14 protein-coding genes and 1 pseudogene are annotated in these 14,511 nt (G+C 52.1%); 6 read left to right on the top strand and 9 right to left on the bottom strand.

The window, feature by feature from the left end; translation table 11 throughout:
- Positions 1–91 precede the first annotated feature (91 nt).
- The gene (locus AC0QHF_RS17440; RefSeq protein ID WP_324705509.1) at positions 92–715 is read right to left on the bottom strand and encodes an NUDIX hydrolase; all 624 of its coding nucleotides are present in this window, start codon (positions 713–715) and stop codon (positions 92–94) included.
- 116 nt (positions 716–831) lie between these two features.
- Here AC0QHF_RS17440 and AC0QHF_RS17435 point away from each other — a divergent pair, with 116 nt between their 5' ends.
- Positions 832–1,350, top strand: a complete 519-nt coding sequence (locus tag AC0QHF_RS17435; RefSeq protein WP_324705508.1) for a DUF421 domain-containing protein — start codon at positions 832–834, stop codon at positions 1,348–1,350.
- A gap of 12 nt (positions 1,351–1,362) precedes the next feature.
- On the opposite strand, the gene nfi is transcribed toward AC0QHF_RS17435, so the two are convergent.
- A complete protein-coding gene (nfi, locus tag AC0QHF_RS17430) occupies positions 1,363–2,028 on the bottom strand; it encodes a deoxyribonuclease V (protein ID WP_324705507.1) in 666 nt (221 codons plus the stop codon).
- Positions 2,029–2,453: 425 nt separating this feature from the next.
- The gene (locus AC0QHF_RS17425) at positions 2,454–3,167 is read right to left on the bottom strand and encodes a lysophospholipid acyltransferase family protein (RefSeq protein ID WP_324705506.1); all 714 of its coding nucleotides are present in this window, start codon (positions 3,165–3,167) and stop codon (positions 2,454–2,456) included.
- A gap of 84 nt (positions 3,168–3,251) precedes the next feature.
- Here AC0QHF_RS17425 and AC0QHF_RS17420 point away from each other — a divergent pair, with 84 nt between their 5' ends.
- Complete coding sequence (locus tag AC0QHF_RS17420; protein WP_324705505.1) at positions 3,252–4,025, top strand: TrkA C-terminal domain-containing protein; 774 nt, start codon at positions 3,252–3,254, stop codon at positions 4,023–4,025.
- 110 nt (positions 4,026–4,135) lie between these two features.
- Positions 4,136–4,360 (top strand): hypothetical protein, encoded by a 225-nt coding sequence (locus AC0QHF_RS17415; protein WP_324705504.1) that lies wholly within the window; start codon positions 4,136–4,138, stop codon positions 4,358–4,360.
- Positions 4,361–4,948: 588 nt separating this feature from the next.
- Here AC0QHF_RS17415 and AC0QHF_RS17410 read toward each other — a convergent pair.
- A complete protein-coding gene (locus AC0QHF_RS17410; RefSeq protein ID WP_324705503.1) occupies positions 4,949–5,176 on the bottom strand; it encodes a hypothetical protein in 228 nt (75 codons plus the stop codon).
- 448 nt (positions 5,177–5,624) lie between these two features.
- Positions 5,625–6,713, bottom strand: coding sequence for a metallophosphoesterase family protein (locus AC0QHF_RS17405; protein ID WP_324705502.1), 1,089 nt, complete (start codon positions 6,711–6,713; stop codon positions 5,625–5,627).
- 169 nt (positions 6,714–6,882) lie between these two features.
- On the opposite strand from AC0QHF_RS17405, the gene AC0QHF_RS17400 reads away from it, so the two are divergent.
- Complete coding sequence (locus AC0QHF_RS17400) at positions 6,883–8,331, top strand: slr1306 family protein (protein ID WP_375341439.1); 1,449 nt, start codon at positions 6,883–6,885, stop codon at positions 8,329–8,331.
- Positions 8,332–8,951: 620 nt separating this feature from the next.
- Here AC0QHF_RS17400 and AC0QHF_RS17395 read toward each other — a convergent pair.
- Positions 8,952–9,212 carry a Mo-dependent nitrogenase C-terminal domain-containing protein gene (locus AC0QHF_RS17395; RefSeq protein ID WP_324705500.1) on the bottom strand — a complete coding sequence of 87 codons (261 nt, stop codon included), beginning with the start codon at positions 9,210–9,212 and terminating at the stop codon, positions 8,952–8,954.
- A 599-nt stretch (positions 9,213–9,811) separates the two neighbouring features.
- Here AC0QHF_RS17395 and AC0QHF_RS17390 point away from each other — a divergent pair.
- Positions 9,812–10,654 (top strand): hypothetical protein, encoded by an 843-nt coding sequence (locus tag AC0QHF_RS17390; RefSeq protein ID WP_324705499.1) that lies wholly within the window; start codon positions 9,812–9,814, stop codon positions 10,652–10,654.
- Here the strand turns inward: AC0QHF_RS17390 and AC0QHF_RS17385 are convergent.
- The 3 genes from AC0QHF_RS17385 to AC0QHF_RS17375 all read right to left on the bottom strand — a co-directional run bounded on the left by AC0QHF_RS17385 (position 10,651) and on the right by AC0QHF_RS17375 (position 14,247).
- Positions 10,651–12,003: a lysophospholipid acyltransferase family protein gene (locus AC0QHF_RS17385; protein ID WP_324705498.1), complete on the bottom strand. Its 1,353-nt coding sequence runs from the start codon at positions 12,001–12,003 to the stop codon at positions 10,651–10,653. The genes AC0QHF_RS17390 and AC0QHF_RS17385 overlap by 4 nt on opposite strands.
- 527 nt (positions 12,004–12,530) lie before the next feature.
- Positions 12,531–13,157 (bottom strand): nucleotidyl transferase AbiEii/AbiGii toxin family protein, encoded by a 627-nt coding sequence (locus tag AC0QHF_RS17380; protein WP_324705497.1) that lies wholly within the window; start codon positions 13,155–13,157, stop codon positions 12,531–12,533.
- Positions 13,158–13,245: 88 nt separating this feature from the next.
- The gene (locus AC0QHF_RS17375; protein ID WP_324705496.1) at positions 13,246–14,247 is read right to left on the bottom strand and encodes a DMT family transporter; all 1,002 of its coding nucleotides are present in this window, start codon (positions 14,245–14,247) and stop codon (positions 13,246–13,248) included.
- Between the two features lie 76 nt (positions 14,248–14,323).
- Between AC0QHF_RS17375 and AC0QHF_RS17370 the strand changes: the two are divergent.
- A pseudogene (locus tag AC0QHF_RS17370) lies at positions 14,324–14,511 on the top strand (Uma2 family endonuclease); the annotation flags it as partial.

Genomic DNA, 14,511 nt, shown 5'->3' with positions numbered 1-14,511 from the left:
TAATGGGCAATGGGCAATGGGCAATGGGTAATGGGTAATGGGGGGATGGTTTCCCTTCCGCTTCCTCCGCTTCCTCCGTCCCCCTGCCTTCTCAATCGAAGTCCGTGGGCCAATCGGGGTTGCGGTAGTGCTCGAAGAAGCGGCGGATCTGGTGGGGGAGTACCCGGGAGTGAGAGACTTCCGGGATTTGGTCTTCGGCGAAAAAGTCCACCGCCGGGGTTTCGTAGCTGGGTGTGGCTTCCCCGCCGACGATTTCGCATCGGAAAAATAGCTTGTAGACGTGGAAGGGGAGGGGGGGACGGTGGCCCTGGTGAGTGCGATCGTAGACGGCCAGGAGTTTGACCACTTTGACTTCAAAGCCGGACTCTTCAAAAATCTCCCGCGTCACCGCCTGGGAGGGGGTTTCGTTCACGTCCACCCAACCCCCCGGCAGGGTCCAGCGGTTGTTGTCCAACATCTCCTGAACCATCAAAATCCGGGAGTCCCGAAACACCACCCCCCGGGTATCGACTTTGGGGGTGGCGTAGCCGGACTGTTGGGAAAACAGGTCGAGAATCCGATCTTTCGGCGTATCGCTGTGGCGGGACAAAATCTCGGCGGCGACATCCCGGATTTGTCGGTAGCGTTGGGCGTCGAATTCGTTTTCGGTGAAATGCAGGCCCGTTTGCGCGATCGCCTGCAATGTTTTGCCCCAGGTCAGCCAGTCCGGTTCCATCGCAATTCTGTTCCTCCCGTCAATTTCTCTATAGGCTACACCATGCCCGGGATAGATTTCGGGGAAGGTCGATTTTCGCTACACTCGGTCAAAACCGATAATGGACGTCAATTTTTATGGTATTTAATAGCTTCGCTGATATCTTCCGAGTCATCGTCGGGGGAATTGTAATTTATGCCTTTCTGGTGCTCCTACTGCGGATTTCGGGAAAGCGCACCCTTTCCAAAATGAACGCCTTCGATCTGATCGTCACGGTGTCCCTGGGAAGCACCGCCGCGAGTACCATCCTCTCCGAAAATGTCGCTTTGGCGGAGGGCGGGACGGCTTTGGCGATTCTCGTCGCCATGCAATATCTGGTGGCTTGGCTGTCGGTGCGATCGCAGTCTTTCCGCGGCCTGGTGAAAAATGAACCGACCCTCCTCCTCCGCGACGGAAATTTGCTCTCCAACGCTTTGAGAAAAGAGCGAGTCACCGGCGAGGAAGTTCGGGCCGCCATTCGCGATGCCGGTATCGCCCAGGTCGAAAATGTGGGGGCCGTCATCCTGGAAACGGACGGGACGTTGAGCGTTTTATCCAATTCTAAAGGAACGCCGACCGCCGTCACTGCGGACGTGGGGAATGCGGCGAAAGTTTGAATTTCCCTCCGCTCAAACTCGATTAGAAGCCAGACGATCCGCCCAGCGGGTCGTTTCCGGCAGGCGATATTTTGGCGTACATTGTAAGGTGTAATCGATCGCACTTTCCAAGCTGATGCGGTGTCCGGGAGAGACATATAACGGCCTGACATTTGTCCGCGATCGCACCACCGCCCCGATGGTTTCTCCCCGATCCTTCAACGGCCGCCAACTCCCCTTTTCTGGCGGCAATTCTTGATGGGTTCCGATCAGTCTGGATTTCGCCGCCCCGATGGTGGGAACGTCGATCGCGATGCCCAGATGACAGGCCAGACCGAACCGTTTGGGGTGGGCGATTCCCTGTCCGTCACAGATCATTAAATTGGGAATCATCGTCAATTTTTCCAACGCATCCAAAATCACCGGAACTTCCCGGAAGGATAGGAAACCGGGGAGGTAAGGAAACGTGGTCGGGCGGCGGGCGATCGCCGTTTCTTGCAGTTGCAAATCCGGAAAACTTAACACCGCCACCCCCGCCTGGGATATGGTATAATTATCCAAAAATCCGACATCGACTCCCGCCACATATCGAACCGCTTCCAGGCGATCGCCCGTGACGACGAGGGATTTTAACTGCTCTTGGATGGCGATCGCATCTGCCGCCGTTTCCGGCCAGGTTTCCGGGTGTCGAATCTTCATGACCGAATTGCCAGCTCTTGCGTGATATAGCGCTGTGCGCTGGGGTGTAGGGTGTAGGGTGTAGGGTGTAGGGAAGGAAAATTCCCTTGGGATCAGGGTTTCGATATTTTCCCCCCGATCCTAAACTGTAAACGCCGCGATCGCTCGTTGCTATATCATTGATATGATAACCTCGATCCATTTCAATCGTCAAAAAGCACCGCTTGGGAATCAATTCCCTTTTCTTATAGCTCAAATCATCGGTCGATGATTGGGGAGGTTGAAGGAGGGGAAAACTGGATCTGATATAGCAACCGACAAGGTGGTTGGGACAGTCTATGTTCAACCGAGTCCACGCTTGCGTGGACTTTTGCGATTCGCCTTGAAATTCATTTCAAGGCGGGTGATATCTCTGTTTCCCAAAAAGCCGATCGCGCGTCCACGGTCTATTCTGACCCAGAATAACTCGCCCCGTGGTACAATATTTTCAACGCTTCTTCCAAATCCGATGTAATCCTCCGGGTCGCCTCTTTTTTGGCTGACAAATCCTCCGAATCCACCGAAATCGGATCGCCAACTTTGATCCGAACTCGCGACCCCCAAGAAATCGGCGGTTGGCGATTGTAGCGGAGGGCGACGGGGACGATCGATAATTTTAACTCGGGCTTTTTCGCGATCGCCTGCAGTGCGATCCTCGCCACCCCCGGTTGAATCGGGTGAATTTCATTATCCTGAAAAATATGCCCCTCCGGAAACAGCACCAGCATCTCCTCATTTTCCAGGAGTTCCACACTGTAGCGGATACTCGCCGTCCCGGGACGATCGCGATCGAGCGGAAATCCCCCCAGGTGGCGGACAAACCACCCCTGTATCCCCCGAGTTTGTTCGAGGAGTGTCATAAATCGCAGATCCCGGCCCGTCACCCGCCGTCCTGCCAGGTATCCCAACAAAATCGGATCCCACCGCGATCGGTGCGTGGGGGCGAAAATCACCGCCCCGTCCCGGGGGAGGCGTTCGTGACCTTCGACTTCGATACTTTTAAAATAGAGCGGGATCGCAATTCTACCGACCAAAAAATACGTCAGGGGAGTGAGCCAAGGTGAGATTTGGGAATCGATGGAGTGCGAATCCTCCGGATGCCGAGATTCGGATTCTGACATTGCCACCCCAACTCTAAATTTTACCTTCAATCATTTTAAAGTAAACGGTAAACGATCGCCAATTTTGAATCGGAGGAGACACCTTTGGCCGCGCTCATTTCCCTGTTTGTCGCCGTTTCGCTGTCGTTGTTCATCACCCGTCTGGCCACGGAAGCCCTGGTGATGACGGGTTTATCCCGCCAGTCCGCCACATTTCAGGCGCGATCGGCATTTACCGGCGCCGGGTTCACCACCGACGAATCGGAAAAGGTGGTCAACCACCCGGTGCGCCGCCGCATCGTCCTGTGGCTAATGTTCCTCGGAAATGTGGGACTTGTCACGATGGTGTCTTCGGTGGTGCTGACGTTTCTTTCCAGCAGCGGAGATACCGACGGGTGGCTGGTGCGGATACTAGCCCTCGCTGGCGGAATGGTGCTGTTGTGGGGAATTACAAACAACCGCATCTTCAACCGCCATCTCAATCGCCTAGTGCGCTGGACCCTGCGCCGCTGGACCCGCCTGGACGTGCGGGACTACGCCAGTTTGCTGCGGTTGCAGGGGTCTTATCGCGTTTTGGAATTGCAGGTCCGTCCGGAGGATTGGCTGGCGAACCGAAATTTACAGGAATTGAATTTGCGGGCGGAGGGGGTGATGGTGTTGGGGATCATTCGGGCGGACAAGACCTATGTGGGGGCTCCCAACGGAACGACCTGCATTTACCCTGATGACCTGCTGATCTTGTACGGGCGCCAACCCGCCTTGGCTGAGTTGGATTCCCGCCGCGCTGACTATCGGGGAGAAAAGGCGCACCAAGAGGCGATCGCCATCAACCGCCGCATCCAGGAAGAACAGCAGAAACAGGATCTCAAACCCCAATAAAAACTTTACCTAGCGAATGCAATTTTTTACACGTCCTTGAAGACTGCATAATTCGCCAACGGCTATCCTATAGTTATTTGGAACGCAAATAACCACGGACTATTTTAGTTATGAACTCGGGCATCTACTCCACCTCCAACTCCCACTCCCTCCACCGCCGCAGTTGGAACCGCATCTCCCGCGATCGCGCCAATTCCTCTCCCGTCGAGGTGGTCGAAATCTATTTCACTCCCCTCCAACGTCGGATTTTGCAAGAAGAAAAGGTTCCCCTAACCGGTGCCTGGTCCGTCCGTTTCAAGGCCCGCTGCAATCACTTGCGACTCAACGATCGCTGATCGGAATTATCGGGCTCAAGTCGGGGTGGCGGGGAGTTGAACCGGTTAATTACCACACTTTTTGTTTTTTGTCAACCCCCGCGAATTTGAGGAAAAAAATATTCGTGCGTTGGCGGAAGATTTTAAATCGGCGATCGCACCTCCCCCGAGGAAATGGGAAACGGTGAGATCGGACGTTGAGGCGATTGGGACGGGGCGATCGGGGCATCAATACTGCTGCTACCCACACGAAGGGTAAACTAACATATAGACTACAGTCTATCATTACCCAAAATCCCTGTCAAGTGACGGAACTTCGTCCGAGAATGAGAATCATTTTCACGCCCAAATTGGGGGAGATGATTGATAATTTGTATCGGATGTGCCGTCAATCATAAGTTTTGCCGATCGCGATCGCCCGGTTGTCGTCAGTCGGTATACCAAAATTTTCCGCCACTTCCTGCTACGATCGCCGCAACCCGACAAGATCGGCTAAATCACCCACGAGCTCGCCGAAAGGGCCAGCTTTTTTGAGATCGGGCGATCGGGTTGCCAAGCCTCCAGTGCAACCCGGGAGCGATCGCGGGTTTCTTCGTTTCTTTTTCGTCTCTATTCGGCAATCTGAGCCGTAGCCCGCAGCACCCGCAAGTGATGTTGGATTCTCTGAGAGTACGCTTGCAGGGCATCCAGGTCAGACGGGGTAATGGCAATTCCTTTTTGGTGCAACCGTCGCAGTTGGTTTTCTCTCCGGCGGGTTTGGGAGTTCGACTCCGCCGGGTGGCCGGTGACACACAAACAAGTGATGTCCATATCGTTGATAGGGATTGGGTTCGTCATGGCTGTGGATGCTCCTGTTTCAAAATCTGTTTCAGAGCAACTGGTTTTCCGGCTTGTCCTCACGTCTGCTATCAAATATTACGCGATCGCAGAAAGTGAGTACATCCAACAGATCGTTCACCCGTTCGGGTGAGTCGGGAGACGTCCTCACACATTGGCAGCCTAACCGAGGGTTTAATGTTTGCTCTTAATTGATTAAGATACCAGCAATTGTAAACTTCCGCATCCCTTGCCGTAAAGGGGGTTGAGGAAAAAACCTGAACTTTTCCGTACCTTTTTTCACCCTTGGGGGGGCTAACTCCCCCCAGCGGAGAGCAACTGATTTTCCCAACTCCTGAACTTAATAAGGGTGTGGGGTGTGGGGGGGATTGACAATTGACAATTGACAATTAATTTTCTGACTCCCGACTGTTGCGGGGGGGGGCGAAAGCCTTTCGCCCCGACAATGTTAATTGGACAGGGGTAGGATAGCTCGATTGTCGATCGCTTTCGATGCGCTGAACCCCCGGAAATAGCGGCGCACGGCGGGGGGGAACTCGGGGAAGTCGAATTTCGGGTCGCCGTCGGCGATATCTGCCCAGAAGTAACGCAGACTCGGCGCCCACCGTTTTGCCTCTGCTTCGAGGAGGCACAGCGGCGGTCCGGTGAGCAACCGCATCATGAACGGAAACGAGCGATCGCCCATCCATTCCTTGGAAGTCGTCGCCAATTCTGGAAAGTCGGGAACCGATGTGATGCGGTGGGATTCGATTTCCAACCACTGCCTGCCGCGATCGTCCGTGCGAAAATTAAGGGTGCGGTAGGGGTGGGGATAGCTGACCAGAGAGCCCGTGGTGATGTCGTACATCCCCCGCCATTCGGCGATATCCTGAACGTGGAGGTGGCCGGTAAAAATCAATTTCACCCCCGCCGCGTGGAGGAGTGCCAACAGTTCCGGGGCATTTCCGAGCATATAACGGCGCCCCAGGGCGTTGGTGGACTGTCCCGGCAGGTGCTCGATGACGTTGTGGTGGATTGTCACCAACACCAGTTCGCCGCGGGACGCCGCCAAAACTTCCCGCAGCCAGTGCAATTGTTTTTCGTCCAGATATCCGATCTGGGTCCGTGTTTCGTCGAACCAATTGGAGTTCAAACCGATTAGTCGCAGGCCGGGGAGGAGTTCGCGGGTGTAGTAGAGGCGATCGCGATCGGTGTAGCCGCAGTGGGGGTAATATGCTGGAAAATCCGACAAGCCGATCAGGTGTCCGTCAGTTTGAGCCAGAGGGACGTCGTGATTGCCGGGGATGACGTAAACCGGATAGGGGAGTTGGGCGAGGCGATCGCTTAACCAAGCGTGATTGTCCCGTTCCCCGTGCTGGGTGAGATCTCCGGGCAACAGGAGGAAGTCGAGATCCAGGGTTGCCAGGTGTTCGAGAACCTGTTCCAACGCCGGAATGCCGACCTCCACCAGGTGAAAGCGGTTGGGGTGATCCCAGATGGTGTGGGGAAGGGCGACGTGTAAATCGCTGGCGATCGCAAATCGAAAGTTTAGAGCCATACACTAAACTCTATCATGTCGATTCTGCAAAAAATTCTCGGGCGATCGATTTCGATGGATAGCCTCAACATCAGGTGTTGAAACCCCCCCCGACAACCCGATTGATTCGGATGCCGACTCCCCTCAAATTGAGATAAGCTGGAGGAAGAGGCTTATGGCACGAACTGATATGGTAGCAAACTTGCGTCGCCCGATCTTGGTGGGCGGAATCGGACTTTCTTTAACCCTGTGGCTGTGGGATAGCGTCGGAGAGTCGGCGGTAGAATTGGGAGAAACGGCCCTCTTCGGTGCGATCGCCCTCGGCGGCGGTCTGTGGTGGCTGCAGCGGCAGGTCCCTAAACCGGAGGCGGTCCCCACCCGTTCCCAACCCGTCGATCGCGAAACGGTAGAAGCCGCGATCACCCGCACGGAAACGGCCATCGACCAGTTGGCGGCGGAGGCGGAAACTGCCGGTTCTGAACATAACCTCGCGGAAGCGATCGCTTCCCTGCGAAGTCGGGCGGCGGCGCTGCGATCGCACTTGGATCGCCAAGAATTGCGTTGGGTGATTACCGGTGCCCCGAAAGTGGGAAAAACGGCGTTAAAAACGGTATTGGAAACGGCGATAAAAACGGAAAAACCCTTCACCCTGGCGGAGGTGGCTGACGATCACTTGCCGGAATTGGAAACGGCCGATTTGGTCTTATTTTTGGTAGCCGGAGATATCACCGACCCCGAATATAAAACCCTGCGTTCTCTGTGCGATCGGCAGCGGGTTCTATTGGTATGGAACAAACAGGATCAGTGTCCCCTCGCTAATCAAGTGGTGGTTTTGCAGCAACTCCGCGATACCGTCGCCGAACAATTGACGCCGGAAGACGTGGTGGGGGTGGCGGCTTCTCCGAGTCCGATCAAAGTCCGCAAATACGAGGACGAAGGGTCCGTCCGCGAGTGGATGGAGGAACAGTCCCCGGAATTGGAAATGCTCACAGAACGCCTGGATGGGCTATTGCAAAAAGAGGCGGAAATGCTGGTTTGGGCGACCACGGAACGGGAGGCGATCGCATTGCGGGGAGAGGTGAAAAACCACCTGAATCAAATCCGCCGCGATCGGGCACTTCCGATTGTGGAACAATATCAGTGGATTGCCGCCGCCAGTGCCTTCGCGAACCCGGTGCCCGCCCTCGATATCCTCGCTACGGCCGCGATCGGAACTCAGTTGGTGGTGGATTTGGGCAAAATTTATCGGCGGCAATTCTCCCTCGAACAGGCCGGGGAAGTCGCCAAAACCCTCGGTGCCCAGATGGTGAAATTGGGCCTGGTGGAACTGTCTACGAAGACGTTGAGCACGATTTTGAAAAGCAATTCCGTCACCTACGTCGCAGGAGGTGCGATTCAGGGAGTTAGTGCCGCATACCTGACCCGAATTGCCGGGTTGAGTCTGATCGAGTATTTCCAAACTCGGGAAAATGAAGAGAGTGAAAAAGAGGGGGTTTCTTTGAATGTCGATTCCCTGAAAAATATCATCCAGGGGGTCTTCCAAAATAATCAACAATTGGGAACCTTGAAAGCCTTCGTCGGACAGGCGATGAACCATGTAAAAGTTGAACAGAAGCCCTCCCTACAGGAAGCCAAGTAATATCAGATCTGGTTATTGACCGGACAGACTCCCTTGAGAGAGGCAATAGGCAACAGGCAATAGGCAACAGGTCTGGGGAGGGGGAAACGGGGATTGTGTAAGTATTTAAATGGACTTGATATGATTCGACCCAAAATAGGGGCGCATGAGCGCCCCTTGAGGTTCTAACATCCGTCGAAGTATAGACTAGAGTTTGGGTGATTCTTGTTCTGCGATAAATTCGCGATCGTTCGATGCCAGCAGGCAAGCCAAACCGAACGAAATAAACGGACCACAAATAAAAATAATGAGTTCAAGACCTGTCATCACAGACCTCCGGGGAAAGTTGCTCGTATCGTCATCCGTAAAATTACTGAATCATTTGATAGACGGGTCTACCTTCATTCAGTAATTTTACCGAGAATTTTTCCTCCTCAAACCCACTCAAATCGTTTCAATAATTCTCTAACTTCAATATACCCCCAAACGTCAACAATTAAAATATCCTTAACTTGAATCCGGAAAATTTGTTCGATTCTTTACAAAAAAATGGGCGATCGCTTTCCCGGAGTTGAAGTAACAAAACTTCACAATTCGGGCGATCGCCTCCTTTCTCCGAGTCCCGGAGTCCATCCCGAGAGTCAGAGGACTCTACCGCACTCATCGACGAGATAGCACAGGGCCCGGAACCGCAGGCCCACGACCTGCTCGTAGAAAGGGTTCAACTTACAAAGGGGCGGAATTCTCAACAGGGTGCGTCCGAAGAGTTTGACTTCCCGTTCAAAGGGACATTGGGCGGGTATGATTCGATATAGAAATAGGGCTAATTCTGGATTGTGAATCTCGATACTATCGAGCCACTGACGCAGGGGTTTAAGAAGTGAAGATAGAAGATAATCCATGACACACAAAGTCCAATTGGTGGGAATTGAATTGCGATTGGGTATATTTGCCACCATAACCAATCGCGATCGCCCCATGGGTAAAGCAATGGCAAAGATTGGACAAAGTTTGGTAAACTTTCTGTAAAGTTATGGGGGACTTTGTTCTCGAAACTTCAACTCCGCACCCGAGTCAATTTGGACACCAAACAGTCAACAATTAACCTCAAAAAACAGTATCGTCAGATACAAAAATTCCATCCGAATTCAAAAAAATCTTAAAGATTGGGGCGATCGCGCCGGATATAATGATCTCAGCCCAACTTTGACAACTCTGTGGAGAACACAGGCAGGATGCCTGTGCTACCCGGTCTCAACACAGGCAGGATGCCTGTGCTACCCGGTCTGTTCGGGCTTAACCTCCGGCGGCAAAAGTACCCAAAATAATAATTGACAGTGCCAAACCGGGTAACAGGAGGATTCCCAGCATCAACATTTCGTGTCCGGTCATCTACAGTTTCTCATCTCTTAACGCCAGGAAATAGCATAGCATTTCTGGGCGAGAAAATTACCCGATCTTAACAATTATTTCACACTCACTTTTGAGGAACAATTCAACCATGCGAAAACGAGTTAAACTGCTGTCCCTGGCTGTAGCGATGACGGTTTCCCTGCTGGCGATGGGGGCGACGTTGGTGGTGCTGGGGATTTTTGACGAAATTTTGAATTGGGACCTTTTCAGCTATCAGGTCGAACAGGTTTTGACCGGGATCTTTTTTGCGAGTGTGGCCCTGAGTATTTTTGGCGTGGCGATCGTCTTTGTTTTGGGGATTCAAGAAATCGTGCGATCGATTGATTTACTCCAAAAAAGTCGGGGGTTGGACGAGTTCGATGCCGTACCAGAGGCACCGAAGACTACTTATTTGTTGTATATGGCGGGATTGGTGGCCGTTTTTTCCGCTTTGATCGGCTTTCTCTCCTTCACCAATTATCGAATTACGGCCCACCGAACCAAAGTTTTTAAACGCATCGCCACGGAACAGATGCAAGGACTAAAATCTCAATTTGTGCAGGAAATTTCCCGGTTGGAGGAACCGCCGGAAAAAAATGTTCCGCAAACGTTGAATGATTTAATTAAAAGTGTTGAAAAGCTGTCTTTTGTTAACAGCTTGACTCTCTACCTTCCGGATACAGAAGACGAAGTGATTATTTGGAGTTACGACTCTTGGGAGATTGACAATAAAGACGAAAACGGATTCGATCGCTACCTCGTCGCCAAGGAGTATGAACAGGCGATTCAGAGCGCATTTCAGGGAAAACCGGAACTGCTTCAAGCCCTGAATGGGAAGACGGGTTTTCAATGGTATTACCTGATCCGAAATGCTCAGAATCAACCCATCGCTGTTTTGCGGATTGACGGCAATTCTAGCGAGAATTTCCGGGAATATAAGTTGGGCAGCTAATGTTCGATCGCACCTTCTAAGGCGAGTTGTAAATCCCGCGTCAGATCGGCGATGGCTTTGCGACGACTCGCCTTGTAATCGTCACAGCGATCGGAGACGGAAATGGGATCGCAGACTTTCGTTTTGACCAACTGTTTGCCCAAATTTGGGGTTTTTCCGGGATCGGTTCCCTTCAGCCGCGCCACCACCGTCCAGATGATAATTGTCGTGTCGGCAAAGCGATCGAAGCTGGGATTTTCTCGGATATATTCCCCTGTGACGGCGACGAAACTTTCCACCAGCCTCATGTGCCACATCCGCAAACTTGCCTCCTCCGCGACGCGATCGGCCAGACCGCGATCGACGGGCGACAATTCCTCCCGAGACTTGAGATCGTCCCGATAAATGTACTCCCAACCCGCCTGTTCGAGGCGACGGCAGCGACTCGTCAGGTCGCCGGTGGCTTTGACTGCAAAATAGGCTTCCGCGACGCCGAGGGCGATGTCGAGGAGGCGATCGAGTCGGGTTTTCAAAGTATCCGTTTCGCTTGACTTGGGAATATCTTGATGGTAGAATTGTCGATAGAAGTTCTCCATCACATTTAGGAGATGATTTCCCAGGCGGATCAGTCGGCGATATAATTTATCAAAATTGGGACTCCGGTTCTGACTCGACAAACCGCAGTCTTTTTCCATCCCCGACAACAGGGCTTCGAGGGCGGGCCAGTTGTCGTTGAGGTAGTGATACTGTACGTTGAGGGGGACGATCGCAACGGTTTCATTTCGGTTCAGTTTTCGCAGGTCTTCGACACACCAAAACCCCATCTGGGCGATGCCCGGTTCGAGGGGGCTGACCCGCTGATTGTGGCCGTTTGTCGCCCCTTCAGGTGCGGCGGCTATCGGAAAGCGACCGTTGACGAATAAATGGCGGGCGGACTTCAAACCGGGGCGGTCCATCGTCCCCCGCAAAATGGACGATCCCCCCAGTTTTGGAAATAGCCAGGTGACGGAATTTCCGGCCCACAAAGGGATGCCGCGATCGTAGATAAAATGCAGGTGGAAGAAGTCGGGAAGGGAGATATTTTGGGATTTGGCGAGATCTGGAATTCGCCGCCAAAATACTTGGGAAAGGGCGATGGGATCGTCGGGGTTGGGGTGTCGGAAGGCGACGAGAAAGCGAACCTTTTGCTGGTGGAATTGTTGAAATAACTCGATCAAGCGATCGCCCCCCTCGACTTCAATATCCGCGATCGGCGTTTTCCAACGCATCCACAGCGGCATGAATGTCCGACACAGACGCAGGACGAGGGGATTAAAATTGGGGGGCAGAAATTCTAAGGCGGGTTGGGCACGGGTTGTCAATTCTGGCATGAGATTGCACGATTGGGGTGATGCTAACCTTATTATGCCCGGTTTGTCGCCAATTCGCCAGAACTATTTTTGATGTGCGATCGCTTCGAGGCTTCAAACTCCGCCGACCGAGGCGAGGACGAAAAAATAAGCGATCGTCAAAATAAAAAACCTTAGCAAGCACAATAAAGAGGCCAAAACTTGAGGGATATTTAATTTTCTCTCGAAATCAAAACGAGGAAATGCGACCAAAAACATGATGCCGGTAAAAAGACAAGCTGACGGGTTCGCTTGTCCGTCGGCGAGAATGATAATTGTCAGGACGATACTGTAAATCGACAATAGCCAACAGGCAATCTTTTTCGCTTGCATTTTCTTGATTATGGAACAAACAAAAAAAAATTATCGGTTGATGAGATTTCTAAATTGTTTCATTCCATATAGCTATTATATAGCAGTGTGACATGATTCGTGAAAAATCGATCCGCTTGAAGCCCCCAGTATTGGGGGTTTGGGGGCCAGACAATTTTACAAATGATTTCACACTGCTATATGTCGTCTTCATCCTCTGTTGCGATGGGCATTTCCACAATTTCTTGCCAGAGAGAAATGATCGCCTCGCCAACCCCATCGGCTCGCAATCGTTCTAAAACACTGCCAGATTCTACTTTTAAGTCGGGAAATGTCAGTAACAAAAGAGCGAGGTCGCGCCAGTCAGTACCGGCTTTTGGCTTTCCTTTTCGTTGATAGTAAGCAATAACCTTACTAGCAATTAATGCCTCTGGCTCCATCACCAACACGCCCTCGAATGAACGGTGTTCGGGCAAGGCTTCAACTTGTCGAATATCAACCAAATGACGATTGCCTGTTTTTTGGACTTGATATAGACGATAACCCAAGCCCGCTTTCACTTGTCTGACGCGCATGGCAATGTAAAAGCGATCGCTCAAATAAGTTCGCAATTCCTCTGCCAATTCTGAACCCCGTAAAGCCATCAGGTCGATATCCTGGGTCATGCGTGGCTCGACCGTATAGGCATTGACAGCGTGTGCGCCAAAGATGACGACATCTTGGCGATCGCGCAGAAACTCAAAAATTGCACCATGAAGGGTGGCGAGGGGTAGGGATTCGCGATTCATAAATTCCTGAAAGCTTAATGTATCTGCACTTAACATGATTTGAAAGAGTTGAGGGTTAACTTTGGGTGATTTGTTGTTGCGCTCGATCGCACGGGAGGGCTGAAGCCCAACAACTAAAACTTTTTTATCGATGTTCCCGGCCGAGTAAAATCACGCTCAATGTGACGATCGCCACGCCCATCAATTGTACCACATTCAACGTTTCTTGAATCGTCACCCAAGCCAAAATAACGGTCAGGGCGGGATTGCTGGCGCCGATCATCGCCGCAGAGGTGGCGCCGATTAGTCGAATGCCATAATTATTCATCAGGTGTCCGGCAAACGTGACGATCGCGGACAAAAAACCGCCCACCCACAGCGGCTGCCAATTCAGATCGGAATTGGGATTATTTAACAATAATAAACTGACCACACATAATACCAAAGTCGTGGCAAAACTGATCCAGGTGAACGGAACCGGATGCAGGTTATTTTCAAAGGTTTTTTGGGCGTTGACGGTATACAGCGCGTAGGCGATTCCCGATCCGAGCCCCAAAAATACCCCCGCCAAACTGTAACTTTCCGAGGCGTTTTGAGTGTAGGGAATGGTGAGAAAACTGCCGAATAAAATTAACGCCATGATCGCCCAGCGAAATCGGCTGGGGGGAGTGCCGAACAGTTGCCAAGAAAATAAAGCTGTGAAAACGGGATAGGTGAAAAATAAGGTCATGGCAATTCCCGTTGCGATCAGACCGATGGAGAGATAGAGGAGGGCGAGGTAAAGAAACATCAACGCGCCGCCAACGAGCGATCGCACCAACAACGGACGATTTTTGGACTCGCCAAATTGCCGGATATCTTGCCAAGTTTTTGGATAGAGTTGGACCGCCAGCGATGCCATCAAGGGCACGACTAACACCATCCGCATGAACATGAGCAAAAATGAATTGTATAGGGTTGGGGGGACGTAGCCCCCCGCTTGGAACAGTCCCAAAATGGTGTATTCGTTGAATAAAATTCTCACGATCACATTTTGGAAACAAAAGAAAAAAGCCGCGAGTAAAACGATGAAAAATCCTGCCATGCGATCGCCGTTCCTTGTCCGTACAGAAGCGCGGTCGTGTCCCGATCGCGTCTGATTTCGCATCCCGAGGCCCAGCCGTCTTCATTTGGGAATATAATACAATTATTTCCCATACTCCGCTCAACAGAGGTGAGGCGCTATGGTGCTAACCAGCCAACAATTCGAGGCATTGATGCCCGATGCCACCCAACTCGACAGCGACGAACCCGAAATGGAAAGTTCCCTGCACTATATGCAATTGCTGCTGCTCGTCACCTGTTTGGAGTGGCTGTGGCGCGATCGCGAAGATTTCTTTATCGGTGCCAACCTGACGATCTATTTTAGCCG

The sequence above is a fragment of the Lyngbya sp. CCY1209 genome, from assembly GCF_055795065.1.
The sequence above is the reverse complement of the archived record's forward strand: the minus strand, read 5'-3'. Positions and strand labels throughout refer to the sequence as shown.

Excerpts from the sequence above, each read along its gene's own strand:
- AC0QHF_RS17440 (WP_324705509.1), bottom strand. The coding sequence starts at position 715 with ATGGAACCGGACTGGCTGACCTGGGGCAAAACATTGCAGGCGATCGCG.
- AC0QHF_RS17435 (WP_324705508.1), top strand. The coding sequence starts at position 832 with ATGGTATTTAATAGCTTCGCTGATATCTTCCGAGTCATCGTCGGGGGA.
- nfi (WP_324705507.1), bottom strand. The coding sequence starts at position 2,028 with ATGAAGATTCGACACCCGGAAACCTGGCCGGAAACGGCGGCAGATGCG.
- AC0QHF_RS17425 (WP_324705506.1), bottom strand. The coding sequence starts at position 3,167 with ATGTCAGAATCCGAATCTCGGCATCCGGAGGATTCGCACTCCATCGAT.
- AC0QHF_RS17415 (WP_324705504.1), top strand. The coding sequence starts at position 4,136 with ATGAACTCGGGCATCTACTCCACCTCCAACTCCCACTCCCTCCACCGC.
- AC0QHF_RS17410 (WP_324705503.1), bottom strand. The coding sequence starts at position 5,176 with ATGACGAACCCAATCCCTATCAACGATATGGACATCACTTGTTTGTGT.
- AC0QHF_RS17405 (WP_324705502.1), bottom strand. The coding sequence starts at position 6,713 with ATGGCTCTAAACTTTCGATTTGCGATCGCCAGCGATTTACACGTCGCC.
- AC0QHF_RS17400 (WP_375341439.1), top strand. The coding sequence starts at position 6,883 with ATGGTAGCAAACTTGCGTCGCCCGATCTTGGTGGGCGGAATCGGACTT.
- AC0QHF_RS17395 (WP_324705500.1), bottom strand. The coding sequence starts at position 9,212 with ATGGATTATCTTCTATCTTCACTTCTTAAACCCCTGCGTCAGTGGCTC.
- AC0QHF_RS17390 (WP_324705499.1), top strand. The coding sequence starts at position 9,812 with ATGCGAAAACGAGTTAAACTGCTGTCCCTGGCTGTAGCGATGACGGTT.
- AC0QHF_RS17385 (WP_324705498.1), bottom strand. The coding sequence starts at position 12,003 with ATGCCAGAATTGACAACCCGTGCCCAACCCGCCTTAGAATTTCTGCCC.
- AC0QHF_RS17380 (WP_324705497.1), bottom strand. The coding sequence starts at position 13,157 with ATGTTAAGTGCAGATACATTAAGCTTTCAGGAATTTATGAATCGCGAA.
- AC0QHF_RS17375 (WP_324705496.1), bottom strand. The coding sequence starts at position 14,247 with ATGCGAAATCAGACGCGATCGGGACACGACCGCGCTTCTGTACGGACA.